The organism is Streptomyces sp. NBC_01390 (assembly GCF_045040105.1).
GTDB lineage: Bacteria > Actinomycetota > Actinomycetes > Streptomycetales > Streptomycetaceae > Streptomyces.
This window is the reverse complement of the sequence record NZ_CP109551.1, coordinates 3,185,715-3,210,476: the sequence shown is the minus strand read 5'-3', so window position 1 is coordinate 3,210,476 and position 24,762 is coordinate 3,185,715. Positions and strand designations below refer to the sequence as shown.

21 protein-coding genes are annotated in these 24,762 nt (G+C 71.3%); 14 read left to right on the top strand and 7 right to left on the bottom strand.

Features of this window, described 5'->3' with window-relative positions:
- Window positions 1–59: 59 nt before the first annotated feature.
- Window positions 60–695, bottom strand: coding sequence for a TIGR03085 family metal-binding protein (locus OG241_RS14320; RefSeq protein ID WP_405815714.1), 636 nt, complete (start codon window positions 693–695; stop codon window positions 60–62).
- Window positions 696–835: 140 nt separating this feature from the next.
- On the opposite strand from OG241_RS14320, the gene hisI reads away from it, so the two are divergent.
- The 11 genes from hisI (at window position 836) to lgt (ending at window position 9,858) form a co-directional block, all read left to right on the top strand.
- Window positions 836–1,261 (top strand): phosphoribosyl-AMP cyclohydrolase, encoded by a 426-nt coding sequence (gene hisI, locus OG241_RS14315; protein WP_405815713.1) that lies wholly within the window; start codon window positions 836–838, stop codon window positions 1,259–1,261.
- 11 nt (window positions 1,262–1,272) lie between these two features.
- A complete protein-coding gene (locus OG241_RS14310) occupies window positions 1,273–2,751 on the top strand; it encodes an anthranilate synthase component I (RefSeq protein WP_405815712.1) in 1,479 nt (492 codons plus the stop codon).
- Between the two features lie 79 nt (window positions 2,752–2,830).
- Window positions 2,831–3,478, top strand: coding sequence for a TIGR02234 family membrane protein (locus tag OG241_RS14305; RefSeq protein WP_405826203.1), 648 nt, complete (start codon window positions 2,831–2,833; stop codon window positions 3,476–3,478).
- Window positions 3,479–3,610: 132 nt separating this feature from the next.
- Window positions 3,611–3,865 carry an HGxxPAAW family protein gene (locus tag OG241_RS14300; protein WP_405815711.1) on the top strand — a complete coding sequence of 85 codons (255 nt, stop codon included), beginning with the start codon at window positions 3,611–3,613 and terminating at the stop codon, window positions 3,863–3,865.
- Between the two features lie 93 nt (window positions 3,866–3,958).
- A complete protein-coding gene (locus tag OG241_RS14295; RefSeq protein WP_405815710.1) occupies window positions 3,959–4,408 on the top strand; it encodes a DUF2752 domain-containing protein in 450 nt (149 codons plus the stop codon).
- A 165-nt stretch (window positions 4,409–4,573) separates the two neighbouring features.
- The gene (trpC, locus tag OG241_RS14290) at window positions 4,574–5,383 is read left to right on the top strand and encodes an indole-3-glycerol phosphate synthase TrpC (protein ID WP_319093607.1); all 810 of its coding nucleotides are present in this window, start codon (window positions 4,574–4,576) and stop codon (window positions 5,381–5,383) included.
- A 22-nt stretch (window positions 5,384–5,405) separates the two neighbouring features.
- Window positions 5,406–5,579: a tryptophan biosynthesis modulator TrpM gene (gene trpM, locus OG241_RS14285; protein ID WP_107090998.1), complete on the top strand. Its 174-nt coding sequence runs from the start codon at window positions 5,406–5,408 to the stop codon at window positions 5,577–5,579.
- Between the two features lie 180 nt (window positions 5,580–5,759).
- Entirely contained in the window at window positions 5,760–7,043 is a 1,284-nt protein-coding gene (gene trpB, locus OG241_RS14280) for a tryptophan synthase subunit beta (RefSeq protein ID WP_405815708.1), read from the top strand.
- Window positions 7,040–7,858: a tryptophan synthase subunit alpha gene (gene trpA / locus OG241_RS14275; RefSeq protein ID WP_405815706.1), complete on the top strand. Its 819-nt coding sequence runs from the start codon at window positions 7,040–7,042 to the stop codon at window positions 7,856–7,858. The genes trpB and trpA overlap by 4 nt, the downstream gene beginning before the upstream one ends.
- Before the next feature lie 102 nt (window positions 7,859–7,960).
- Window positions 7,961–8,737, top strand: coding sequence for a DsbA family protein (locus OG241_RS14270; protein WP_405815705.1), 777 nt, complete (start codon window positions 7,961–7,963; stop codon window positions 8,735–8,737).
- Window positions 8,738–8,874: 137 nt separating this feature from the next.
- Complete coding sequence (lgt, locus tag OG241_RS14265) at window positions 8,875–9,858, top strand: prolipoprotein diacylglyceryl transferase (RefSeq protein ID WP_405815703.1); 984 nt, start codon at window positions 8,875–8,877, stop codon at window positions 9,856–9,858.
- Window positions 9,859–9,920: 62 nt separating this feature from the next.
- Here lgt and OG241_RS14260 read toward each other — a convergent pair whose 3' ends face one another.
- From OG241_RS14260 to OG241_RS14235, 6 genes are all read right to left on the bottom strand, one after another.
- On the bottom strand, window positions 9,921–10,769 hold the full coding sequence (locus OG241_RS14260) for an HpcH/HpaI aldolase/citrate lyase family protein (protein WP_405815701.1): 849 nt from the start codon (window positions 10,767–10,769) through the stop codon (window positions 9,921–9,923).
- Complete coding sequence (locus tag OG241_RS14255; RefSeq protein WP_405815700.1) at window positions 10,766–12,028, bottom strand: CaiB/BaiF CoA transferase family protein; 1,263 nt, start codon at window positions 12,026–12,028, stop codon at window positions 10,766–10,768. The genes OG241_RS14260 and OG241_RS14255 overlap by 4 nt, the downstream gene beginning before the upstream one ends.
- Window positions 12,025–13,443, bottom strand: coding sequence for an ADP-ribosylglycohydrolase family protein (locus OG241_RS14250; protein ID WP_405815699.1), 1,419 nt, complete (start codon window positions 13,441–13,443; stop codon window positions 12,025–12,027). Before OG241_RS14250 ends, OG241_RS14255 begins: the two co-directional genes overlap by 4 nt.
- Window positions 13,431–14,606, bottom strand: coding sequence for an ADP-ribosylglycohydrolase family protein (locus OG241_RS14245; RefSeq protein WP_405815698.1), 1,176 nt, complete (start codon window positions 14,604–14,606; stop codon window positions 13,431–13,433). The genes OG241_RS14250 and OG241_RS14245 overlap by 13 nt, the downstream gene beginning before the upstream one ends.
- An 8-nt stretch (window positions 14,607–14,614) precedes the next feature.
- Window positions 14,615–15,733 (bottom strand): ADP-ribosylglycohydrolase family protein, encoded by a 1,119-nt coding sequence (locus OG241_RS14240; protein WP_405815697.1) that lies wholly within the window; start codon window positions 15,731–15,733, stop codon window positions 14,615–14,617.
- A gap of 348 nt (window positions 15,734–16,081) precedes the next feature.
- Window positions 16,082–17,191, bottom strand: coding sequence for an ADP-ribosylglycohydrolase family protein (locus OG241_RS14235; RefSeq protein WP_405815696.1), 1,110 nt, complete (start codon window positions 17,189–17,191; stop codon window positions 16,082–16,084).
- 282 nt (window positions 17,192–17,473) lie between these two features.
- Between OG241_RS14235 and OG241_RS14230 the strand changes: the two genes are divergently transcribed.
- The 3 genes from OG241_RS14230 to OG241_RS14220 all read left to right on the top strand — a co-directional run bounded on the left by OG241_RS14230 (window position 17,474) and on the right by OG241_RS14220 (window position 24,653).
- The gene (locus OG241_RS14230; RefSeq protein WP_405815695.1) at window positions 17,474–18,205 is read left to right on the top strand and encodes a VIT1/CCC1 transporter family protein; all 732 of its coding nucleotides are present in this window, start codon (window positions 17,474–17,476) and stop codon (window positions 18,203–18,205) included.
- Between the two features lie 363 nt (window positions 18,206–18,568).
- The gene (gene gltB / locus OG241_RS14225; protein ID WP_405815694.1) at window positions 18,569–23,200 is read left to right on the top strand and encodes a glutamate synthase large subunit; all 4,632 of its coding nucleotides are present in this window, start codon (window positions 18,569–18,571) and stop codon (window positions 23,198–23,200) included.
- Complete coding sequence (locus OG241_RS14220; RefSeq protein ID WP_405815693.1) at window positions 23,193–24,653, top strand: glutamate synthase subunit beta; 1,461 nt, start codon at window positions 23,193–23,195, stop codon at window positions 24,651–24,653. The genes gltB and OG241_RS14220 overlap by 8 nt, the downstream gene beginning before the upstream one ends.
- Window positions 24,654–24,762: the final 109 nt, after the last annotated feature.

The following is a 24,762-nucleotide window of genomic DNA, read 5'->3' as shown; positions in this document are numbered from 1 at the left end:
GCAGTTCCCCGCGCCCCTGGACCTGCACCCCTTCGGGGGCGCAGGTCCAGGGGCGCGGCTCAGATGCCGAGCTGTTTTGACTCGTGCAGCTTGGTGATCGCGTCCTTGTCGCCCTCCAGCTGCACGTCGGCGACGTTCTGCCGGCCGTAGGCGAACAGCAGCAGTTCGGACGGTTCGCCGGTCACCGTGACCACCGGGGTGCCGCGATGGGCGACCGCCGTCTGGCCGTCCGGACGGCGCAGCACCAGGCCCGTCGCCGCGCCGCGGCCCGTCAGCCGGGCGGTGCGCTCCAGGCGGGACCACAGGGCGTCCTGGAAGACCGGGTCCAGCTCGCGGGGCGTCCAGTCCGGGCGTGCCCTGCGGACGTCCTCCGTGTGGACGTAGAACTCGACCGTGTTCGACGCCTCGTCGACCTGCTTCAGCGAGAACGGCGAGAAACGCGGCGGGCCCGTACGGATCAGCTGGATCAGCTCCTCGTACGGCTTGTCGGCGAACTCCGCCATCACCCGCTCCAGGCGGGAGCCCAGCTGCTTGATCAGCAGCCCCCCGGCGGCGTCCGGGCGGCGCTCGCGCACCACCACATGGGCGGCGAGATCCCGGGTCCGCCAGCCCTCGCACAGCGTCGGGGCGTCGGGACCCTCGGTCTCCAACAGGTCGGCGAGAAGAAGTCGTTCACGCTTCGCGTAGGTAGACATGCCAGCAAGCCTACGGCCGCCCCCCGAGTCCGCCCACCCGTCGCCCGGCCACCACCCCTCACCGAGGCGCTCCGCGCCGCCCCTATCCACTCAGTGGACATACCGGCGGGACTGTCAGTGGGGCGCGGCACAATGGCCCCATGACCAGCAGCACGCCCCCGCCCAGCAGGCCCGACGGCCCCAGCCCCCTGGCCCCGGAGATCGCCGCGCGCCTCAAGCGCGGCCCCGACGGGCTCGTCCCCGCCGTGGCCCAGCAGTACGACACCGGTGAGGTGCTCATGCTCGGCTGGATGGACGACGAGGCGCTGCACCGCACCCTGACCACGGGCCGCTGCACCTACTGGTCGCGCAGCCGTCAGGAGTACTGGGTCAAGGGCGACACCTCCGGCCACTTCCAGCACGTGAAGTCCGTCGCCCTCGACTGCGACGCCGACACCGTGCTCGTCAAGGTCGACCAGGTCGGCGCCGCCTGCCACACCGGTGCGCGCAACTGCTTCGACGCCGACGTCCTGCTCGATGTGTCGTTCGAGGACGCCGATTCCGGCGCACTGCCACAGGGTCAGTAAGGTCAGCCGCCATGGACCTCGAGACCTTCCGCAAGCTGGCCACCGACCGGCGCGTCATCCCCGTCACCCGCAAGCTCCTCGCCGACGGCGACACCCCGGTCGCGCTCTACCGCAAGCTCGCCGCCGAGCGCCCCGGCACCTTCCTGCTGGAGTCCGCGGAGAACGGTCGGTCCTGGTCCCGCTACTCCTTCGTCGGCGTCCGCTCCAGCGCCACCCTCACGGCCCGCGACGGCCAGGCCCACTGGCTGGGCACCCCGCCCGTGGGCGTGCCCACGGACGGCGACCCGCTCGCCGCCCTGCGGGCCACCATCGAGACCCTCCACACGCCCCACGAGGAGGGCCTGCCGCCCTTCACCGGCGGCATGGTCGGCTACCTGGGGTACGACATCGTGCGCCGCCTGGAGAAGATCGGTCCCGGCGAGCGCGACGACCTCAAGCTGCCCGAGCTGACCATGCTGCTCACCAGCGATCTGGCCGTCATGGACCACTGGGAGGGCTCGGTCCTGTTGATCGCCAACGCGATCAACCACAACGACCTCGACACAGGCGTGGACGAGGCCTACGCCGACGCCGTGGCCCGCCTCGACGCCATGCAGGCCGACCTCTCGCGCGCGGTCGCCCAGCCGCCCGCTGTGCTCCCGCCCTCCGAGCTCCCCGAGTACACGGCCCTGTGGGGCGGCCCCGACTACCAGGTGGCCGTCGAGGACATCAAGGAGCGGATCCGGGCCGGGGAGGCCTTCCAGGTGGTCCCCTCCCAGCGCTTCGAGACACCCTGCACGGCAAGCGCGCTGGACGTCTACCGGGTTCTGCGGGCCACCAACCCGTCCCCGTACATGTACCTGTTCCGCTTCGACGGGTTCGACGTCGTCGGCTCGTCCCCCGAGGCCCTCGTCAAGGTCGAGGACGGACGCGCGATGGTCCACCCCATCGCGGGCACCCGGCACCGCGGGGCGACCCCGCAGGAGGACCAGGCCCTCGCCGACGAACTGCTCGCCGACCCCAAGGAACGCGCCGAGCACCTCATGCTCGTCGACCTCGGGCGCAACGACCTCGGGCGGGTCTGCGAGCCCGGCTCCGTCGAGGTCGTCGACTTCATGTCCGTCGAGCGGTACTCGCACGTCATGCACATCGTCTCGACCGTCACCGGCCGCGTGGCGGCAGGGCGCACCGCGTTCGACGTCCTGACCGCCTGTTTCCCGGCCGGCACGCTCTCCGGAGCGCCCAAGCCGCGCGCGATGCAGATCATCGACGAACTGGAGCCGTCCAGGCGGGGGTTGTACGGCGGCGCCGTCGGCTACCTCGACTTCGCCGGTGACTCGGACACCGCCATCGCCATCCGCACGGCCCTTCTGCGCGACGGCACGGCGTACGTCCAGGCGGGCGCCGGAGTCGTCGCCGACTCCGACCCGGTCGCGGAGGACAACGAGTGCCGCAACAAGGCGGCGGCGGTCCTGCGCGCGGTCCACACGGCGAACCGCCTCGGACAGTAGGGCGTTTCCCGACGGGGCCGCGAATGGGGCGCTTCTCACGTGAGCCCCGGGTGACGGTGTGCCCGGGGTTCAGGACATAGTGGGGTACGTGACTGCCGTACCCGTACCTTCCCCCCGTTCCGAGGCGGCCCTTCCCGGCCGGGCCGGCCGCCTCAGCCTCGCCGTCGCCCTGCTGGCCGGCGCGCTCGGCGCGGCTGTCGCGCTGCTCGCCACCCGCCAGCGATGGTCGGAGGGCACCGCGACCGTCGCCGGCGGCGCCTTCCCACTGACCGCCAGCGGCAGCGACGTCACGGGCGTGCCCGCCGCCCTCGCCATAGTGGGCCTCGCCGCGCTCGTCGCCGTCTTCGCCGTCCGCCGCTCCGGCCGTCTCCTGGTCGCCGCACTGCTCGCGTTGTCCGGCGCCGGCACGGTCGCCGCAGCCGTCCTCGGCGCCTCCGACAGCTCGGCCCTCGACGAGAAGGCCGCACGGGCCACCGGCGACACCGCGGCCACGGTGAGCACCCTCAGCCACACCGCCTGGCCGTACGCGGCCGCAGTCGGCGGCGCGCTGATCCTCCTCGCCGGACTCCTCGCCCTGCGCTACGGCCGCCTGTGGCCCGCCATGTCCGGACGGTACGAGCGCGGCGGAGCCCCGCGACCGCGCCGCCGGGCGGCGGCCGTGGACCCGGAGCGGCCCGAGGAGATCTGGAAGGCCCTCGACCGGGGCGAGGACCCGACCGGGGCATAGCCCGCCGAGGCGACTCGCTGTGTTGACCCCGGGCGTCTCCCACGCGTGCGCGTGCGTGACAATGGGCGACGAGCGTCCAGCTCACCACGTACTGCATTCAACAACCAGCAACTCAGCAACGAGGAGCAAGTCATGGCGGGCAACAGCCACGGTCACACTTTGGCCGCCTGGACCGGCGTCACCATCACCGTCATCGGTTTCTGCGTATCGGGCGCCTTCATGGTGATGGCCGAGCCGGTGGGCTTCTGGGCCGGCATGGTGGTCGTGGTCCTCGGCGGTGTCGTCGGCTGGATCATGGCCGCGATGGGCCTCGGCAAGCAGAAGCCCACCACCCAGGGCCGCCAGGGCCACAAGGTCGCGGGCGAACCGGCGGGTGCCGAGAGCTGAACCCCGTAGGGGACCGGTTTTCGGACTGGCAGGGGCGGCCCGGCGAAAGCGCCGGAGCCGCCCTTCGCGCGTGTACGCCCCGCAGGGGGCAGAATGCGTGGGGTGAACACCGAGCGGGCTCAACAAGGCGTGTCGTCGGGCGCCGGCGCCGTCCTGGGCCGGGTGGCCGTGCCCGCCGGGGTACTGGCGGCCGTCGTCGGGGCCTTCGCGTACGTCGGGACGGTCGACCCCAACGAACCCGGCCACTACCCGGTCTGCCCGCTCCTGCGTCTGACCGGCGTGTACTGCCCGGGCTGCGGCGGTCTGCGCAGCGCCTACGCCTTCGTCCACGGAGACTGGGTGACGGCGCTCGGGGCCAACGCGCTCGCCGTGGCGGGGTACGTGGCCTTCGCCGTCCTGTGGACCGTCTGGGTGGTCCACGCGGCGCGCGGACGCCCGATGAGGATCGACCTCGGCCCGGTGCAGCTGTGGAGTCTTGGAGCATTGCTGCTGGTCTTCACGGTTGTCCGGAACCTGCCGTTCGGTGGCTGGCTCCACCCTTGATCAAATGGTGGATGTCCAGGTAGTGGGACCGGTGTCAACCGGATGTGAGGGCCACGCCTTCCTCCGGATACCATCGGGGTGACCAGCTTTGACAGTTTGTGCAGCTTCTGTGGTGTGAATGGCTTGAACAGCCAATCGCCTACCGTCTGAAAGGGGGCCGCTCGCGTGAGTGTGCTCGACGAGATCATCGACGGAGTCCGTGCCGACCTCGCGGAGCGGCAGGCGCGCGTCAGCCTCGACGAGCTCAAGGAGCGCGCGGCGAAGGCTCCAGCGGCCAAGGACGGGGTCGCCGCACTGCGCGGCGAGGGCGTCAAGGTCATCTGCGAGGTCAAGCGGTCCAGCCCCTCCAAGGGCGCGCTGGCGGCCATCGCCGACCCGGCCGGCCTCGCGTCGGACTACGAGGCGGGTGGCGCCGCCGTCATCTCCGTCCTCACCGAACAGCGCCGCTTCGGCGGCTCGCTGGCGGACCTGGAGGCGGTGCGCGCCCAGGTGGACATCCCGGTGCTGCGCAAGGACTTCATCGTCACGTCCTACCAGCTGTGGGAGGCGCGGGCGTACGGGGCCGATCTGGCCCTGCTGATCGTCTCCGCCCTCGACCAGTCGGCCCTGGAGTCCCTCATCGAGCGCGCCGAGTCCATCGGACTCACCCCGCTCGTCGAGGTGCACGACGAGGACGAGGTCGAGCGGGCGGTGGACGCGGGGGCCCGGATCATCGGCGTCAACGCGCGCAACCTGAAGACCCTGGAGGTCGACCGCACCACGTTCGAGCGGGTCGCCCCCGAGATCCCCGACAGCATCGTCAAGATCGCCGAGTCCGGTGTCCGCGGCCCGCACGATCTGATCGCGTACGCCAACGCGGGTGCCGACGCGGTGCTGGTCGGCGAGTCACTCGTCACCGGGCGCGACCCCAGGTCCGCGGTGTCGGACCTGGTCGCGGCGGGGGAGCACCCCGCGCTGCGGCACGGGCGCGGCTGATCTCCCGCTAGAGTTGGCCCCGATGACACTCACCCTGACACCCATGGACCGGTACGCCCGCCTCGCGCGCGGCTGCCGTCCGCGTGGCTGCAGGGCGCCTGCGAGGCGTGTGCACGGGCGGCGGGTTCGGTATGTCATCGGGGATGAGCCTGGACAGGTCAACGGGATGCGATGGCCCTGCGGGGCTTGGCAGTAGGTAGGGGTGCGTTTTCGGCTGCAGGTCCACTGTGGCTGGTCGCGCAGTTCCCCGCGCCCCTTAATGGGCGCGTCTTCGGCGCCCCCGTGTTTTCTCAGGCGCCGCTCTGCTCAGCCCTCTCACGCCTCCTCTGTCCAGATCAACCCCGGGGCTTCGCGGCCCCTGCGAGGTAGCAGCCGTATGTCCAGTGAGTTCTTCATTCCTGATCCGGCCGGTCAAGTGCCCAACGTCGACGGGTACTTCGGTGCCTTTGGTGGCAAGTTCATTCCGGAGGCGCTTGTCGCCGCCGTGGACGAGGTTGCCGTCGAGTACGACAAGGCGAAGTCCGACCCGGAGTTCGCCCGTGAGCTCGACGATCTGCTCGTCCACTACACCGGCCGGCCCAGCTCCCTCACCGAGGTGCCCCGGTTCGCTGAGCACGCCGGGGGCGCCCGGGTCTTCCTCAAGCGGGAGGACCTGAACCACACCGGGTCCCACAAGATCAACAACGTGCTCGGGCAGGCGCTGCTCACCCGGCGGATGGGCAAGACCCGGGTCATCGCCGAGACCGGGGCCGGTCAGCACGGGGTCGCCACCGCGACCGCCTGTGCGCTGTTCGGGCTCGAATGCACCATCTACATGGGCGAGATCGACACCCAGCGCCAGGCCCTCAACGTCGCCCGGATGCGCATGCTCGGCGCCGAGGTCATCGCCGTGAAGTCCGGGTCGCGCACCCTCAAGGACGCCATCAACGAGGCGTTCCGCGACTGGGTCGCCAACGTGGACCGCACGCACTACCTGTTCGGGACCGTGGCCGGCCCGCACCCCTTCCCCGCCATGGTGCGCGACTTCCACCGGGTGATCGGTGTCGAGGCCCGGAGGCAGCTCCTCGAGCGGGCTGGACGGCTGCCCGACGCCGCCATCGCCTGTGTGGGCGGCGGGTCCAACGCCATCGGGCTCTTCCACGCCTTCATCCCCGACGCCGACGTCCGGCTCATCGGGTGCGAGCCCGCCGGACACGGTGTCGAGACCGGCGAGCACGCGGCCACCCTCACCGCCGGTGAGCCCGGCATCCTGCACGGGTCGCGGTCCTACGTCCTGCAGGACGAGGAAGGGCAGATCACCGAGCCCTACTCGATCTCCGCCGGACTCGACTACCCGGGCATCGGGCCCGAGCACTCCTACCTCAAGGACAGCGGTCGCGCCGAGTACCGCGCGGTCACCGACGACGCCGCCATGCAGGCGCTGCGCCTGCTGTCCCGTACCGAGGGCATCATCCCGGCCATCGAGAGCGCACACGCGCTGGCCGGGGCGCTCGAGGTCGGCAAGGAGCTGGGCAAGGACGGGCTGATCGTCATCAACCTCTCCGGGCGCGGCGACAAGGACATGGACACCGCCGCCCGGTACTTCGACCTGTACGACACCGACGCCGAGGTCGCCGCGAACGCGGCCGACACCGCCGAGATCGAGGGGGACGCCAAGTGAGCGGGAACATCCAGCTGCTGTCGGACACCCTCGCCGGTGCCAGGGCCGAGGGCCGGGCCGCGCTCATCGCGTACCTCCCCGCCGGGTTCCCGACCGTCAACGGCGGGATCGACGCCATCAAGGCCGTGTTCGACGGCGGCGCCGACATCGTCGAGGTCGGACTGCCGCACAGCGACCCGGTGCTCGACGGGCCCGTCATCCAGACCGCCGACGACATCGCCCTGCGCGGCGGGGTCAAGATCGCGGACGTGATGCGCACGGTCCGGGAGGCGTACGAGGCCACCGGGAAGCCGGTGCTCGTCATGACGTACTGGAACCCCATCGACCGCTACGGCGTCGAGCGCTTCACCGCCGAGCTCGCGGCGGCGGGCGGCGCCGGGTGCATTCTGCCCGACCTGCCCGTGCAGGAGTCGGCGCTGTGGAGGGAGCACGCCGAGAAGCACGGGCTCGCCACCGTGTTCGTCGTCGCGCCCAGCAGCAGGGACGCGCGGCTCGCCGAGATCACGGCGGCCGGCAGCGGCTTCGTGTACGCCGCCTCGCTCATGGGCGTCACGGGGACCCGGGTGTCGGTCGGCGCCCAGGCCCAGGACCTGGTCCGGCGAACCCGGGGCACCGGCACCGACCTGCCCGTCTGTGTCGGACTCGGCGTCTCCGACGCGGCCCAGGCCGCCGAGGTCGCCGGCTTCGCCGACGGGGTGATCGTCGGGTCGGCCTTCGTGAAGCGAATGCTCGACGCGCCGGACCACGCGGCCGGTGTCGAGGCGGTGCGGAAACTCGCCGCCGACCTCGCGAAGGGCGTACGCGGCACGGCGTAGACGGGCCGGGCAAACAGGCAGGACATTTCGCACAGGTCGCCCGAACGGGTGGACCTGGGGCCGGGGAGGCGCAATGCGTCTCCCCGGTTCGTTCTGCGGGGTGTGAGCGAGAAGAATCGTGACGGAAAGCGCACCGCCCGCGAGCGGCTGGCGGTCGAGCGTGAGAAGCAGAAGTCCGCGGAGAAGCGGCGGCGGGCGTTGATCGTGGGCGCCAGTGTCGTCTGCGTGCTGGGCCTGGCGGCGGTGATCGGCGTTGTCGCCGCGAACACCGGAAAGGACAGCAAGAGCAAGACCGCCGGCCCGGTCGTGGCGCCCTCGGGCGCGCAGGGCAAGGACAGCCTCGCGATCCCCGTGGGCGAGGAGAGCGCCAAGTCGACGCTCACGGTGTGGGAGGACTTCCGCTGTCCGGCCTGCCAGGCCTTCGAGACCAACTACCGCTCGACCATTCATGAGTTGACGGCCGCGGGCAAGCTGAAGGTGGAGTACCACCTGGCGACGATCATTGACGGCAACCTGCGCGGCAGCGGCTCCCGCCACGCGGCCAACGCCGCCGCCTGCGCCCAGGACGCCGGCAAGTTCCGGGCGTACCACGACGTGCTGTACGAGAACCAGCCGCAGGAGACCGACGACGCCTTCGCGAAGGACAGCGCGCTCGTCGAGCTGGCGGCCAAGGTCGACGGGCTCGACACACCCACGTTCCGGACGTGTGTCGAGGACGGTACGCACAACAGCTGGGTGGTGAAGTCGAACCAGGCCTTCCAGAGCGGCGGTTTCGGCGGCACGCCGACCGTGCTGCTCAACGGCAAGAACATCTACCAGGACCAGACGATGACCCCGGCGAAGCTGAAACAGATGGTCGAGGCCGCCGACAAGGCGTAGGGCCCGGGCGTTCGCAGGGCCTCCCGAGTGCCTCCGGTTCACCGTCCTGAGCGGAACCGGGGGCACCGCCCGTTATGGAGCCGTTGCCCGGGGCGGCTCACATCCTTCGCGTCCGTCAAGGTAGCGTCGGGACTGCCATGGAAATCGCCTACATTCCCAGTCCGTCGCGCGGGGTGCTGCACCTTGGACCCATTCCGCTGCGCGGCTACGCGTTCTGCATCATCATCGGAGTCTTCGTCGCGGTCTGGCTCGGCAACAAGCGCTGGCTCGCCCGCGGTGGCCGACCCGGCACGGTGGCCGACATCGCGGTCTGGGCCGTGCCCTTCGGTCTGGTCGGTGGCCGCCTCTACCACGTGATCACGGACTACGAGCTGTACTTCAGCGACGGCCGTGACTGGGTGGACGCCTTCAAGATCTGGGAGGGCGGCCTCGGTATCTGGGGCGCGATCGCCCTCGGCGGGCTGGGCGCGTGGATCGGCTGCCGACGGCGGGGCATCCCGCTGCCCGCGTGGGCCGACGCGCTCGCCCCCGGCATCGCCCTCGCACAGGCTTGCGGGCGGTGGGGCAACTGGTTCAACCAGGAGCTGTACGGCCGGGAGACCACCGTCCCCTGGGCCCTGCACATCACCTCCTCGACGGACGGCCGGGTCCCGGGCTACTACCACCCGACGTTCCTGTACGAGTCCCTGTGGTGCGTCGGTGTCGCGCTGGTGGTCATCTGGGCCGACCGCCGCTTCACGCTCGGGCACGGACGGGCGTTCGCGCTGTACGTCGCGACCTACTGCGTGGGCCGCTTCTGGATCGAGTACCTGCGCGTCGACGACGCCCACCACATCCTGGGCATGCGGCTCAACAACTGGACCGCGATCTTCGTCTTCATCGCCGCGGTCGTCTACTTCGTGCTCTCGGCGAAGAAGCGGCCGGGCCGGGAGGACGTCGTGGAGCCGGATGTCCCCGACGGTTCGGCGGCGGACGGTGCCGAAGGCACCGAGGGTGCCGAGGGTGCCGAGAGCGATGCGGAATCCGCGGAGGTGAAGGCCGAGGCCGACACCGACGGCGAGGTCGACCCCTTGGTCAAGGCGGAGGACAAGGCCGCGGCGGAGCCGACCAAGAAGAGTTAGGTGTCGGCCGTACGACGACGAGGGCGCCCCGGGGATCGGGGCGCCCTCCTTCGTTGTGCGGGTCAGGGGCGGTCGCGGTCGGCCAGGGACAGGGTTCTGCGGGCTGCCGCCACCACCGCCGCGTCGATGAAGCGGCCGTCGGGGAGGGCCTGTGCGCCCTCGTCCGTCGCCGCCGCCTTGACGATCTGCTCGGCGTCCTCGATCTCCTCCGGGGTGGGGAGGTAGGCGCGTTCGATCACCGGGAGCTGGCGGGGGTGGATGGCCGCCCGGCCCAGGAAGCCCAGGGCGCGGCCGTGGGCGCAGGACGCGGCCAGGGTGTCGAGGTCCCGGGTGTCCGGGTGGACCGACTGGGGCGGCGGAGCGAGTCCGGCGGCCCGTGCGGCCACGACGACCCGGGAGCGGCACCAGTCCAGGCCCGCGTCTCCACGTACCCCCAGGTCGGCCCGTAGGTCGGCCTCGCCGAGCGCGATGCCGTGCAGGGCGGGGTGGGCGGTCGCGATGGCGAAGGCGTGTTCGATGCCGAGGGCGGTTTCGAGGAGGGCGTGGAGTGGGGGTCCTGCCTCGGCGGTCGCGGTCGCGGTAGTGGACGTGCGGGCGGCCACGCGTACGACGTCCTTCGGTGTCGTCACCTTCGGGAGCCGTAGGCCGGAAACGCCGGGAAGGTCTTCGAGGGCCCGGAGGTCGAGGTCGGCCAGAGGGCAGTCCAGGGCGTTGATCCGGACATGGACCGGGACCGGCTGGGGGTCGGCCAGGCGTTCGGCGGTGGCTGTGCGGGCGTACTCCTTGCGGTCGGGGGCGACCGCGTCCTCCAGGTCGACGACGATCACGTCGGCGCCGGAGGCAAGGGCCTTGGACACCACCTCGGGGCGGTCGCCGGGGACGTAGAGCCAGGTCAGGGGGTAGTCCTTCACAAGGCTCCCTCGGTGCGCAGGGCGTCGATCTCGGGGTTGGTCAGGCCCAGTTCGGTGAGGACGGACGCGGTGTCCGCGCCGTGCGGGCGGCCAGCCCAGCGGATCGCGCCGGGGGTCGCGGAGAGACGGAAGAGGACGTTCTGCATGCGGATCGGGCCGAGTTCGGGGTCGTCGACCGTGGTGATGGTGTCGAGGGCCTGGTACTGCGGGTCGGTCATCACCTCCCGTACGTCTTGGACCGGCGCCACCGCCGCCTCCGCCTTCTCGAAGGCCGCGATGACCTCGGAGTGGGCGTGGCGGCCGATCCAGGTGCCGACCGCCTCGTCGAGGACGTCCGCGTGGCGGGCGCGGTCGGCGCCGGTGGCGAACCAGGGCTCGTCGATCAGCTCGGGGCGGCCGACCAGGCGCATCACGCGTTCGGCGATCGACTGGGCCGAGGTCGACACGGCGACCCAGGTGCCGTCGGCCGTGCGGTAGGTGTTGCGGGGGGCGTTGTTCTGCGAACGGTTGCCGGTGCGCGGCTGGACGTGGCCCAACTGGTCGTACCAGAGCGGCTGCGGGCCCAGGACGGTGAGGATCGGCTCGATGATCGCCATGTCGACGACCTGGCCCTCGCCGGTTCGCTCGCGCGCGGACAGTGCCGTCATGACGGCGTACGCCGTGGCCAGGCCCGCGATCGAGTCGGCGAGGCCGAAGGGCGGGAGCGTCGGGGGTGCGTCCGGCTCGCCGGTGATCGCGGCGAAGCCGCTCATCGCCTCGGCGAGGGTGCCGAAGCCGGGGCGATGGGCGTACGGGCCGAACTGGCCGAAGGCGGTGACCCGGGCGAGGACCAGGCGGGGGTTGGCGGCGGACAGCTCGGGCCAGCCCAGGTCCCACTTCTCCAGGGTGCCCGGACGGAAGTTCTCGATGACGACATCGGCGGTGGCGGCGAGCCGGAGGAGGGTGGTCCGGCCGCCGGGGCGGGAGAGGTCGAGGGTCATCGTGCGCTTGTTGCGGCCCAGCAGCTTCCACCAGAGACCGATGCCGTCCTTGGACGGGCCGTGCCCCCGGGACGGGTCCGGCTTCACCGGATGCTCGATCTTGATCACCTCGGCGCCGAAGTCGCCGAGCATGGTGGCGGCCAGCGGGCCGGCGAACAGGGTGGCCAGGTCGAGAACGCGGAGGCCGGCGAGGGGGGCCGCGGGAGAGGTCGCGCGAGGTGCGGGGGCGACCCGTTCCAGTACGTTCGGTTCCGGTGCGTTCGACTGTGGTGTGTTCATGGCGTGTACCGGGCCTCGGTGTCGGTGCCCGCGCTCTTGCCGCCGGGGGCGTGGGTGAGGGAGTGGGTCAGTCGGGCGAGGGTGTCGAAGCCGGTGCCGTTGAAGTCCGCGACAGAGGTGGCGAGTCGGTTCTTCAGGGGGCTGGTCCAGCGGTCGGGGAGGGCGGCGGGGGAGCCCGCGAGGAGGGCGGCGATGCTGCCGGCGGTCGCTCCGTTGGAGTCGGTGTCCAGGCCGCCGGACACCGCACGGCAGATGGAGCCGGTGAAGTCGCCGTCGGCGTGGGTGAGCGCGGCGGCGATCAGGGCGGTGTTGGGGACGGCGTGGACCCAGTGGTAGGTGGACGCGTGGGTGGCGTGCAGTTCGTCCACGACGGTCGTGAAGTCACGGTGGGATCGGGCCAGTTGGATGCCGTGGCGGACCGCTTCGGCCAGCCGGGAGCGTGGGGGGACCACGGTCAGGCCGGCGCTCAGGCAGGTGTGGACGTCGTGGGTGCCGGTGGCGGCCACGGCGATGGTGGCCGCCGTGAACATCGCCGCGTAGACACCGTTCGCCGTGTGGGTGAGGGTGGCGTCGCGGTACACCTGTTCGGCGGCGCCGGCCGGGTCGCCGGGGTTGGTCCAGCCGTGCACGTCGGCCCGGATCAGGGCGCCGATCCATTCGCGGAACGGGTTGCGGTGGCGGGCGGTGAGCGGGGGTTCCAGGCCGCACAGGAGGTTTCGGTAGGCGATGCGCTCGGCCGTGAAGGTGCGGCCCGCGGGGAGTTCGTCCAGCCAGAGTCGCGCCACGTCCGTGGTGGTGAAGCGGGGGCCGTGGCGTTGGAGCAACAGGAGGCACAGAAGGGGGTAGTTGAGGTCGTCGTCCTCGGGCATGCCGTCGATGTTCTCGGCGAGCGAGGTTGTCGCCGACCGGCGGTTCCAGGGGTGTGCCGCAGCGAGTTCCTCGGGGACCCCTCTGGCGGTGAACCATGTGTTCAGGGGCCAGTTGCCGGTGGACCGGGCGAGTTGGCGGATGGCGGTGAGGGGAAGTTTCTCCACCGGTTTGCCGAGGAGACAGCCGGCCGCTCTGCCCAGCCACGCGGCTTCCAGGCGCTGCGGGCCGGGCACGGGCACGGGCTGGGGCTGGGCGGACTGGGCGGGCCAGTCGGGGCACAGTGCCCGGATCCGGGGCAGGTCCGTCGGCTCGTCGTCCGCCAACCTGCTTGGCAGGTCAGCCAGTTCGTCGAGCAGGTCCTCGGCCAGCAGCCGCAGGTAACGGGAGACCGGACCGGACGACGCGCCCGCGACGGTCGGGGCTTCCGGTCCGCCAGCCGCTCGCCAGCGGGCGGCGATTCTGCCGGGCTCTCGGCCGTCCTGGGCCGCCTGGCGCAGCTCGTGGCCGATCAGGTCCTCCGGCTGGACCCAGGTCAGTCGGAGCATCCCGCGCTCCTGAGCCGGGCGAACGCCCTCTCGTGGGAACGGCGTTGGCGCACATCCCGGTCGAAGATCTCCCGGGTCACCTCGGTCAGTGTCCGGGCGGGTTCCCACAGGTCGAGGCGGCTCGCCTCCGCGACCGACTTCGACCAGTCGGACGGCACCTCGGAGCCCAGCGCCCCGGCGAGCGCCCCGGCCATCGTGGCGATCGAGTCGCAGTCGCGGCCGTAGTTCACCGAACCCAGCACCGCATGCCGGAAGTCACCGCCCGACACCACCAACATGCCCAGCGCCACCGGGAGTTCCTCGATCGTGTGGAGACGGGACGGACGACGGGCGCCCAGCGACGGGCTGCGGTAGTCCGCGCCGACCGTGTCGTACGGAGTCACCGCCTCCCGCAGGGGCCGTAGCGCCGACTCGAAGTCCGAGTAACGGGAGGCCACTTCGCACACCGTCTCGATCGCCGCCCGGGTGCCGTCCTTCGCCAGGGAGAGGCAGTTGCCGATCACCGAGTCGGGGGTCGCGTCCGGGGCACACGCCGCCGCCACCGCCGCCGCGAAGACAGCTGCCGCCTCCCTGCCGTACGAGGACTGGTGGGCGCCCGCGAGGTCGAGGGCCTCGGCGTACGCGCCCGCCGGGTTGGCCGCGTTGACCAGGCCGACCGGGGCCACGTACATCGCCGCACCGCAGTTGACGATGTTGCCCACGCCTGCCTCGCGGGGGTCGATGTGGCCGTAGTGGAGTCGGGCCACCAGCCACTTCTCCGCCAGGAAGACGCGCTGCAGGGGGAGTGCCTCGGCCTCCAGCTCCGGGATCCAGCGCGGGTTGGTCATCAGGTCGGGGACCAGGTGGTCGGCGATCGCGTACGCGTCAAGATGGTCGCGGACCTGGGCGTACACCCGCACCAGCGCATGGGTCATCAAGGTGTCGTCGGTGACGTGGCCGTCGCCCTTGTGGTACGGGGCGATCGGGCGGGCCGTGCGCCAGGCGTCCCCGTTCCAGGGGCCGACGATGCCGTGGACGCGGCCCGCGTGGCGTTCGAGGATCTGCTCGGGGGAGTAGCCCTCGACGGGCCCGCCGAGCGCGTCACCGACGGCCGCGCCGACCAGGGCGCCGGTGATCCGCTCTTCCAGACCAACGGCCTGGCTTTCTTGTCTTTTGGGCGTCATGTCGCGAATCATCCTCCAGGGGTGACCCGTTGTGTGGCTTCCAGCAGTTCGGCGAGTTCCACGAGGTCGGTGCCGGTGAGCCTGGGAAGGGCGCAGCCGGAGAGGGTGCGGCAGGCGTCCCGCCAGGCCGCCGGGATCGTGTCGCCGCCGCCCAGCGCGCCGGTGAGGGCGCCCGCGAGTGCCGGCGCCGAGTCCGCGACCCGCGACAGACAGGCCGCCGCCGGGACCGCTTCGGCGATCCGGCCCTGTGCGGCGGTGGCCAGCGCGAGGGCGACCGGGACCGTCTCGGCGGCGGCGATGCCGTAGCTGTAGACGTGGTCGACGATCTGGTGCTCCAGGAGCGGGACCAGGGCGAACGCGCTCTCCGCGTCCTGCGCGAGTTTCAGCGCGTGCCGGGCGTTCCGGCCGATCTCGGTGCACTCCGGGAGTTCCGCCAGCGCCGCCGTCACACAGGCCTCGACCTCCTCGCCGACCAGCGCCAGTGAGAGTGCCGCCGCCATCGCGCGGGCGCCGTGGACACCGTCACCGTCCTGGGTGTAGCGGGCGTCGAACTCGGCCAGTTCGGCGGCGAGTCGGGGATCGCCCGGGTGGGCCAGCGCCAGCACACAGGCCCGTACGCAGGCCGCGTCGTCGAAGAAGTGCGGATTGTCGTGGCCGGTGGCCGGCGGGCGCAGACCGGCGGCGAGGTTGCCGAGGCCGGCCCGCACGGAGATACGGGCACGCAGTGGCAGTACCGCGGACTCGACCTCGGGGGCACGGTCGGCGGCGGCCGCGACCTCGCTGGCGACCGCGTTCCAGGACAGGTCGATGGCGGCTCGCGCCCGGCGTTCCCGGCTCAGGTCGCCCAGGACGCCGTCGTCCCCGGCCCGCAGCAGGGCCTCGGCCGTGAACGCGGCCCACTCCGCGTCGTCCGAGGGGCCGAGACGGAGGGGTTCCGGGGGCTGGTTGAGGGCGATCGGCACGGGGAGGGTGGTGGTCGCGTTCTGCTCCGCGAAGGTGTCCAGTTCGCGGGTGAGGCGGCGGGTCCACTCGGGCATCCGGGCGGCTCGGTGGCGGGCGGCGGGCCAGCCGGCGGCGTCGCCTGCGGCTAGGCCGAGCAGTAGTCCTTCGGTGCGGCGGTTGCTCATGAGGGCACCTCGACTTTGGTTACGGCGTTGGTTGGGGGTGGGGTGAGGTGCGGGTTGCGGCTCGGGGGTGGGTGGTGTGTTTCGCCCCCGCCGCCCCTACCCGTCCCATCCTCGGGGGCTCCGCCCCCGAACCCCCGCTCCTCAAACGCCGGAGGGGCTGGATTGGGCGCGGGAGGGGCTGGATCGGACCCCGGAGGGGGATGGGCGGGCGGTCGAGGGGCTGGATCGGCCCCCGGAGAGGGATGGGCGGGCGGTCGAGGAGTTGGGGTGGACACCGGAAGGGGTGGGGCGGACGGCGGTGAGACCGGGGCGGACGGTGGAGGGGGGTGCTCGTGTCCTGGGGTTGGCTCACCTCTGTACCTCCGGGTCGGCCACCGGGGTGCTGTCCGGGGCGAGGACGTACGCGGTTCGGTCCGGTGCGGGATCTCGTACGGCCGGATTCGCGGCGCCCCACTTGCCGCCCTCGCCCGGGGTCAGCAGTTCCGCGATGTCGAGGATGTGATGGCCCGCCATGGAGGGCAGGCAGGTGCCGCGGGCCGGGCCGATGGCTGCCGCCCACTCGGGCGGGATGGCCGACGCGCCCCGGGTCGCGCCGGCCAGGGCGCCCGCCACCGCTGCCGTCGTGTCCGCGTCGCGGCCCATGTTGACGGCCGTCAGCACCGATTCCGCGAAGTCGCCGTCGGCCGCCGCGTACGCGCCGAAGGCGAGGGCGACCGCCTCGGGGGCCAGGTCGGTCCAGGGGTAGCCGCCGATCACCACCGCGGAGCGGACCGCGCGTTCGCCCCGGTGGGCGACCGCGACCGCCCGGCGCAGGGAGCGTGCCGTCCAGGAGTCGTCGGGGACCACCGCCAGGGCGGAGGCCACCACGGCGATGGTCGGCGCGCCCGCCATCGCCGCCGCCACGCCCGCCGCCACCGCCTGGCCGCCGTAGATGCCCTCGCCGTCGTGGCTCACCGAGCCGTCGATCGCCACCAGGCGGGCGGCCTCGACCGGGCGGCCCGCCGCGAAGACGCCGAAGGGCGCCGCCCGCATGGCGAGACCGTCGCTCCAGGCGTGCCGGTGCTGGGCCGAGATGGGGGCCGCCAGACCCCGGCGCAGGTTCTCCAGGGTGCCGCGTTCGCTGAAACCGGCACCCCGGAAGGGGCCCTCGTCGAGGTCGGCGATCCAGTGGTGCCAGGCCGCCTCCACATGTGCGGGAGTGAGGGCCGAGCCGTGCCGGGCGAGGAGGAGGCCCGAGAAGATCGCGTACTCCGTGTCGTCCGTCCCGGCGGGGTTCTCGGCCACGTATCCGGTGATGCGGCCCCAGCGGGCGCGGATCTCCGAGGGCTTCATGTTCTCGGCGGGGGCGCCGAGCGCGTCCCCCACGGCCAGACCGAGCAGGGCGCCACATGCCCTGTCGCGGAGCAGGGCGGCGTCCTGGGGCGCCGGGACCGAGGGAATGCAGGCGATCGATGCCATACGCGGCCTCTCCTCCGGAGGGTTCCGGGAGCTCCCTCGCGAGGGAGTGAAACCCTTTTCGGAACTGTCCCACCGCAGGGGTTCGGCCGAGCCTCAGGCGCCCCAGCGTCACCCGGTCGACATTTGTGCGATCACACCTACGGATGAGCGGCGACCGTGAACGTGCAGGTGAGGGCAGCCTTTCCTTGCTGGCGGGGATGGAATTCGAGGCGTACTTTTAGTGTTGTCGAGAACTGGAATCAGTCTAATTCCGGTTCGGAGTCGAGCGAGTTGGGGGACGGCATGGCCATCATCGAGACCGAGGCGGCGCTGCATGAGGCGCACCGCGACAACCACACCCACCGGGATGTCACCGGAGGGTGGTTGCGGCCCGCCGTCTTCGGGGCGATGGACGGGCTCGTCTCCAATCTCGCCCTGATGACCGGTGTCGCCGGCGGGGCGGTTTCGCAGCAGACCGTCGTCATCACCGGCCTCGCCGGACTGGCCGCCGGCGCCTTCTCCATGGCCGCCGGTGAGTACACCTCCGTCGCCTCGCAGCGCGAACTCGTCGAGGCCGAACTCGCCGTCGAGCGGCGGGAGTTGAGGAAGCACCCCAAGGACGAGGAGCGTGAGCTCGCCGAGCTCTACGAATCCCGGGGCGTCGAGCCGGAGCTCGCCCGTGAAGTGGCCCGGCAGCTCTCGCGCGACCCCGAACAGGCGTTGGAGATACACGCCCGTGAGGAGCTGGGCATCGACCCCGGTGATCTGCCCTCGCCCGCCGTCGCCGCGGTGTCCTCCTTCGGGGCGTTCGCGCTGGGCGCGCTGCTGCCCGTACTCCCGTATCTGCTGGGGGCGGCCGCGCTGTGGCCTGCCGTGCTGGTCGCGCTCGTCGGGCTCTTCGCGTGCGGAGCGGTGGTGGCCCGGGTGACCGCCCGGAGCTGGTGGTACAGCGGCCTGCGGCAGCTCGCGCTGGGTGGCGCGGCGGCCGGTGTGACGTACGCCCTGGGCAACCTGTTCGGTGCGGCCGTAGGATAGGAGATCGTGCACTTATGCGATGGGCCGTATAAGTAGCCGTTACTCGCTGGTTTCGAACGCTTAACCACGGGGCATGAGCCGTAAGCGCTGTGGGCAATGAAGCCTGCGGCGCACCTGCGGGGAGGGCGACGACGCTCTCCTTGCCATGGGTCGAGGGACACCGATCTGTCCGCTTCGACCCCCATTACTTCCACCGCAGCGCGGTCACCACACCGCGCACTGCGGTGTCCGCATGTTGGTACGCGATATCCAGTTCCCGAGAATCGCCCCATCATGTAACCTGCGTGAAATTTTGCACTCCAAGAGGGCCAGCGTCGTCCCTCGGCTTAATGCATATGCCACACAACGACGACGGGAGAGCCGATGCGTACGCCGCGCCAGCCGTCCCAGCATTCCGAGAATGGCCAGAAGTGGTCCTTCATGGATGCTCGCCCTGCTGCGCAGGGTATGTACGACCCCCGGAACGAGCACGACGCCTGTGGCGTCGGCTTCGTGGCCACCCTCACCGGCGAGGCGAGCCATGCGCTGGTCGAGCAGGCGCTCACGGTTCTTCGTAACCTGGAGCACCGCGGCGCCACCGGCTCCGAGCCCGATTCCGGCGACGGCGCCGGCATTCTCTCGCAGGTCCCGGACGCGTTCTTCCGTGAGGTGGCCGGATTCGAGCTGCCCGAGGCCGGCTCCTACGCGGTCGGCATCGCCTTCCTCCCGGAGGAGACGGCGACGGCCGCGGACCCGACCCTCGCCGAGGCCGTCTCACGTATCGAGACCATCGCCGCCGAAGAGGGCCTGACCGTCCTCGGCTGGCGCGAGGTACCGGTCGCGCCCGGACTTCTCGGTGCCACCGCCCGCTCGACGATGCCCGCCTTCCGGCAGATCTTCGTCGCGGACGGCGCCGCGGTGCCCGCCAAGGGCATCGACCTCGACCGCAAGGCCTTCGCGCTGCGCAAGCGCGCCGAGCGCGAGGTCGGCGTCTACTTCCCCTCGCTCTCCGCGCGGACCATCGTCTACAAGGGCATGCTGACCACCGGCCAGCTGGAGCCCTTCTTCCCGGACCTGTCCGACCGCCGTTTCGCCTCCGCGATCGCGCTCGTGCACTCCCGCTTCTCCACGAACACCTTCCCGTCGTGGCCGCTCGCCCACCCGTACCGCTTCGTCGCGCACAACGGGGAGATCAACACGGTCAAGGGCAACCGGAACTGGATGGCGGCCCGCGAGTCCCAGCTCGTCTCCGACCTCTTCGGCGAGCAGGAGAAGATCGAGCGGATCTTCCCCATCTGCACGCCCGAGGCCTCCGACTCCGCGTCCTTCGACGAGGTTCTGGAGCTGTTGCACCTCGGCGGCCGGTCCCTTCCGCACTCCGTGCTGATGATGATCCCGGAGGCCTGGGAGAACCACGCCTCCATGGACGCCGCCCAGCGCGCCTTCTACCAGTTCCACTCCACGATGATGGAGCCCTGGGACGGCCCGGCCTGTGTCACCTTCACCGACGGCGTCCAGGTCGGCGCGGTCCTCGACCGCAACGGACTGCGCCCCGGCCGTTACTGGGTCACCGACGAGGGTCTCGTCGTCCTCGGCTCCGAGGTCGGCGTCCTCGACATCGACCCCGCGAGGGTCGTCCGCAAAGGCCGCCTGCAGCCCGGCAAGATGTTCCTCGTCGACACCGCCGAGCACCGCATCATCGAGGACGACGAGATCAAGGCCCAGCTCGCCGCCGAGAAGCCGTACGCGGAGTGGCTGGAGGCCGGCGAGATCGAGCTCTCCGACCTGCCCGAGCGCGAGCACATCGTGCACACCCACGCCTCGGTCACCCGCCGCCAGCAGACCTTCGGCTACACCGAGGAAGAGCTGCGCGTCATCATCGCGCCGATGGCCAAGACCGGCGGCGAGCCGCTCGGTTCCATGGGCACCGACTCGCCGATCGCCGCGCTGAGCGAGCGTCCGCGACTGCTCTTCGACTACTTCACCCAGCTGTTCGCGCAGGTCACCAACCCGCCGCTGGACGCCATCCGCGAGGAGCTGGTCACCAGCCTGCGCTCCTCCCTCGGCCCCGCCAGCAACCTGCTGGAGCCGACCGCGGCCTCCTGTCGCAGCGTCACCCTGCCCTTCCCGGTGATCGACAACGACGAGCTGGCCAAGCTCATCCACATCAACGCCGACGGCGACATGCCCGGCATGAAGGCCGCGACCCTCTCCGGCCTCTACCGGGTCAGCGGCGGCGGCGACTCCCTCGCCGCCCGCATCGACGAGATCTGCGCCGAGGCCGACGCGGCCATCGACAACGGCGCCCGTCTCATCGTCCTGTCGGACCGCCACTCGGACGCCGAGCACGCGCCGATCCCGTCGCTGCTGCTCACCTCCGCCGTCCACCACCACCTCATTCGCACCAAGCAGCGCACCCAGGTGGGCCTGCTGGTCGAGGCCGGTGACGTCCGCGAGGTCCACCACGTCGCTCTGCTCATAGGGTTCGGCGCCGCCGCGGTCAACCCGTACCTGGCGATGGAGTCCGTCGAGGACCTGGTCCGCGCCGGCACATTCCTGCATGCCATCGACGGTGCGCCCGAGCAGGCCATCCGCAACCTGATCTACGCGCTCGGCAAGGGCGTCCTCAAGGTCATGTCCAAGATGGGCATCTCGACCGTCGCCTCCTACCGCGGCGCCCAGGTCTTCGAGGCCGTCGGTCTCGACACGGCCTTCGTCGAGAAGTACTTCAACGGCACCGCCACCAAGATCGGCGGCGTCGGCATCGACGTCATCGCCAAGGAGGTCGCCGCCCGGCACGCCAAGGCGTACCCCGCCTCCGGCATCGCGCCGGCGCACCGCGCCCTCGACATAGGCGGCGAGTACCAGTGGCGCCGCGAGGGCGAGCCGCACCTGTTCGACCCGGAGACGGTCTTCCGCCTCCAGCACTCCACGCGCACCCGCCGCTACGACATCTTCAAGAAGTACACGGACCGGGTGAACGAGCAGTCCGAGCGGCTGATGACGCTCCGCGGGCTGTTCGGCTTCAAGTCGGACCGTCCCTCGATCTCCATCGACGAGGTCGAGCCGGTCAGCGAGATCGTCAAGCGGTTCTCCACCGGCGCCATGTCGTACGGCTCCATCTCCCTGGAGGCGCACGAGACCCTCGCCATCGCCATGAACCAGCTGGGCGCCAAGTCCAACACCGGTGAGGGCGGCGAGGACCCGGAGCGTCTGTACGACCCGGCGCGCCGGTCCAGCATCAAGCAGGTCGCCTCCGGCCGCTTCGGTGTGACGAGCGAGTACCTCGTCAACGCGGACGACATCCAGATCAAGATGGCCCAGGGCGCCAAGCCCGGCGAGGGCGGCCAGCTGCCCGGCCACAAGGTGTACCCGTGGGTCGCCAAGACCCGCCACAGCACCCCGGGCGTCGGCCTCATCTCGCCGCCCCCGCACCACGACATCTACTCCATCGAAGACCTCGCCCAGCTGATCCACGACCTGAAGAACGCGAACCCGCAGGCGCGGATCCACGTGAAGCTGGTCTCGGAGGTCGGCGTCGGCACGGTCGCCGCCGGTGTGTCGAAGGCCCACGCGGACGTCGTCCTCATCTCCGGCCACGACGGCGGAACGGGCGCCTCGCCGCTCACCTCGCTCAAGCACGCCGGTGGTCCCTGGGAGCTCGGCCTCGCCGAGACCCAGCAGACGCTGCTGCTCAACGGCCTGCGCGACCGAATCGTCGTGCAGACCGACGGCCAGCTGAAGACCGGCCGTGACGTCGTCATCGCCGCGCTGCTCGGCGCCGAGGAGTTCGGTTTCGCGACCGCGCCGCTCGTCGTCTCCGGCTGCGTCATGATGCGCGTCTGCCACCTCGACACCTGCCCGGTCGGCATCGCCACCCAGAACCCGGTGCTGCGCGACCGGTTCGCCGGCAAGGCCGAGTACGTCGTGAACTTCTTCCAGTTCATCGCCGAAGAGGTCCGCGAGATCCTCGCCGAGCTGGGCTTCCGCACCATCGAGGAGGCCGTCGGCCACGCCGAGACCCTCGACGTGGAGCGGGCGATCACGCACTGGAAGGCGCAGGGCCTGGACCTGTCCCCGCTCTTCTACGTGCCGGAGCTGCCCGAGGGCGCCCCGCTGCACCAGGTCATCAAGCAGGACCACGGTCTGGAGAAGGCGCTCGACAACGAGCTGATCAAGCTCGCCGCCGACGCCCTCGCCGCGAACAGCGCGACCGACGCCCAGCCGGTCCGCGCCCAGGTCGCCATCCGCAACATCAACCGCACGGTCGGCACGATGCTCGGCCACGAGGTGACGAAGAAGTTCGGCGGGGCCGGTCTGCCCGACGACACCATCGACATCACCTTCACGGGCAGCGCCGGCCAGTCCTTCGGCGCCTTCCTGCCGCGCGGTGTCACGCTGCGCCTCGAAGGCGACGCCAACGACTACGTCGGCAAGGGCCTCTCCGGCGGCCGGGTGATCGTCCGTCCCGACCGGGGCGCCGACCACCTCGCCGAGTTCTCGACGATCGCGGGCAACACCATCGCGTACGGCGCGACCGGCGGCGAGCTGTTCCTGCGCGGTCGTACGGGCGAGCGGTTCTGTGTCCGTAACTCCGGTGCCACGGTGGTGTCCGAGGGCGTGGGCGACCACGGCTGCGAGTACATGACCGGCGGTCATGCGGTCGTCCTCGGCGAGACGGGCCGTAACTTCGCGGCCGGTATGTCGGGCGGCGTCGCGTACGTCATCGACCTGAACCGCGACAACGTCAACGTCGGCAACGTGGACGCGGTCGAGGCTCTCGACGACTCCGACAAGCAGTGGCTGCACGATGTCGTGCGCCGGCACCAGGAGGAGAGCGGCTCGACGGTCGCCGAGAAGCTCCTGGCCGAGTGGGATGTCGCGGTGGAGCGCTTCAGTAAGATCATCCCCAGCACGTACAAGGCAGTGCTCGCCGCCAAGGACGCCGCCGAGCGAGACGGGCTCACCGAGTCCGAGATCACCGAGAAGATGATGGAGGCGGCGACCAATGGCTGATCCCAAGGGCTTTCTGAACCACGGCCGCGAGGTCGCCAAGTCCCGCCCGGTGGACGTCCGTCTCAAGGACTGGAACGAGGTCTACGTTCCCGGCTCCCTGCTGCCGATCATCAGCAAGCAGGCCGGCCGCTGCATGGACTGCGGTATCCCGTTCTGCCACAACGGCTGTCCGCTGGGGAACCTGATCCCCGAGTGGAACGACTACGCCTACCGTGAGGACTGGACGTCGGCGTCCGAGCGGCTGCACGCCACGAACAACTTCCCGGAGTTCACCGGCCGCCTGTGCCCGGCTCCGTGCGAGTCGGCGTGCGTGCTGGGCATCAACCAGCCCGCGGTCACCATCAAGAACGTCGAGGTCTCGATCATCGACAAGGCCTGGGAGACGGGCGATGTCGCCCCCCAGTCCCCGGAGCGCCTCTCCGGCAAGACGGTCGCGGTCATCGGCTCGGGCCCGGCGGGTCTCGCCGCCGCCCAGCAGCTGACGCGGGCCGGTCACACGGTCGCGGTGTACGAGCGCGCGGACCGCATCGGCGGCCTCCTGCGCTACGGCATCCCCGAGTTCAAGATGGAGAAGCGGCACATCAACCGCCGTATCGAGCAGATGCGCGCGGAGGGCACCCGCTTCCGTACGGGCATCGAGATCGGCCGCGACCTCAAGGCGACGGACCTGCGCAAGCGGTACGACGCCGTCGTGATCGCCGCCGGTGCGACCACCGCCCGTGACCTCCCCGTCCCCGGGCGGGAGCTCAAGGGCGTCTACCAGGCGATGGAGTACCTGCCCCTGGCGAACAAGGTGCAGGAGGGCGACTTCGTGGCCCCGCCGGTCACCGCCGAGGGCAAGCACGTCGTGGTCATCGGCGGCGGCGACACGGGCGCGGACTGCGTGGGCACCGCCCACCGTCAGGGCGCGGCCTCCGTCACGCAGCTGGAGATCATGCCCCGCCCGGGCGAGGAGCGGAACCCGGGTCAGCCCTGGCCGACTTTCCCCATGCTGTACAAGGTCACCTCGGCGCACGAGGAGGGCGGCGAGCGCGTCTACTCCGTCTCGACGACCCACTTCGAGGGCGACGAGCACGGCAACGTGCAGTGGCTGCACCTCACCGAGGTCGAGTTCGTCGACGGCAAGCTGACGCAGAAGCCGGGCACGGAGCGCAGGATCCCCGCCCAGCTGGTCACCCTCGCCATGGGCTTCACCGGCACCGACCGCGACAACGGCCTGGTCGACCAGTTCGGCCTGGACCTCGACGAGCGCGGCAACATCGCCCGTGACGCCGACTTCCAGACCAACGTCCCCGGCGTGTACGTCGCCGGTGACGCCGGCCGCGGCCAGTCGCTCATCGTGTGGGCCATCGCCGAGGGCCGCTCGGCCGCTCGCGGAGTCGACCGCTTCCTCACGGGCGCGAGCGAACTCCCGGCCCCGATCCGCCCGACGGACCGTTCCCTGATGGTCTGACGGTCCCCCAAAGACGTCCCGTACAACGGCGTACGGAACGGATACACCACGGCGCTCGCCACAGTCCCCGACCGGACAATGGCGGGCGCCGCGGCGCGTTCGGCACCAG

Excerpts from the sequence above, each read along its gene's own strand:
- OG241_RS14320 (WP_405815714.1), bottom strand. The coding sequence starts at position 695 with ATGTCTACCTACGCGAAGCGTGAACGACTTCTTCTCGCCGACCTGTTG.
- hisI (WP_405815713.1), top strand. The coding sequence starts at position 836 with ATGACCAGCAGCACGCCCCCGCCCAGCAGGCCCGACGGCCCCAGCCCC.
- OG241_RS14310 (WP_405815712.1), top strand. The coding sequence starts at position 1,273 with ATGGACCTCGAGACCTTCCGCAAGCTGGCCACCGACCGGCGCGTCATC.
- OG241_RS14300 (WP_405815711.1), top strand. The coding sequence starts at position 3,611 with ATGGCGGGCAACAGCCACGGTCACACTTTGGCCGCCTGGACCGGCGTC.
- OG241_RS14295 (WP_405815710.1), top strand. The coding sequence starts at position 3,959 with ATGCGTGGGGTGAACACCGAGCGGGCTCAACAAGGCGTGTCGTCGGGC.
- trpM (WP_107090998.1), top strand. The coding sequence starts at position 5,406 with ATGACACTCACCCTGACACCCATGGACCGGTACGCCCGCCTCGCGCGC.
- trpB (WP_405815708.1), top strand. The coding sequence starts at position 5,760 with ATGTCCAGTGAGTTCTTCATTCCTGATCCGGCCGGTCAAGTGCCCAAC.
- lgt (WP_405815703.1), top strand. The coding sequence starts at position 8,875 with ATGGAAATCGCCTACATTCCCAGTCCGTCGCGCGGGGTGCTGCACCTT.
- OG241_RS14255 (WP_405815700.1), bottom strand. The coding sequence starts at position 12,028 with ATGAACACACCACAGTCGAACGCACCGGAACCGAACGTACTGGAACGG.
- OG241_RS14250 (WP_405815699.1), bottom strand. The coding sequence starts at position 13,443 with ATGCTCCGACTGACCTGGGTCCAGCCGGAGGACCTGATCGGCCACGAG.
- OG241_RS14245 (WP_405815698.1), bottom strand. The coding sequence starts at position 14,606 with ATGACGCCCAAAAGACAAGAAAGCCAGGCCGTTGGTCTGGAAGAGCGG.
- OG241_RS14240 (WP_405815697.1), bottom strand. The coding sequence starts at position 15,733 with ATGAGCAACCGCCGCACCGAAGGACTACTGCTCGGCCTAGCCGCAGGC.
- OG241_RS14235 (WP_405815696.1), bottom strand. The coding sequence starts at position 17,191 with ATGGCATCGATCGCCTGCATTCCCTCGGTCCCGGCGCCCCAGGACGCC.
- OG241_RS14230 (WP_405815695.1), top strand. The coding sequence starts at position 17,474 with ATGGCCATCATCGAGACCGAGGCGGCGCTGCATGAGGCGCACCGCGAC.
- gltB (WP_405815694.1), top strand. The coding sequence starts at position 18,569 with ATGCGTACGCCGCGCCAGCCGTCCCAGCATTCCGAGAATGGCCAGAAG.
- OG241_RS14220 (WP_405815693.1), top strand. The coding sequence starts at position 23,193 with ATGGCTGATCCCAAGGGCTTTCTGAACCACGGCCGCGAGGTCGCCAAG.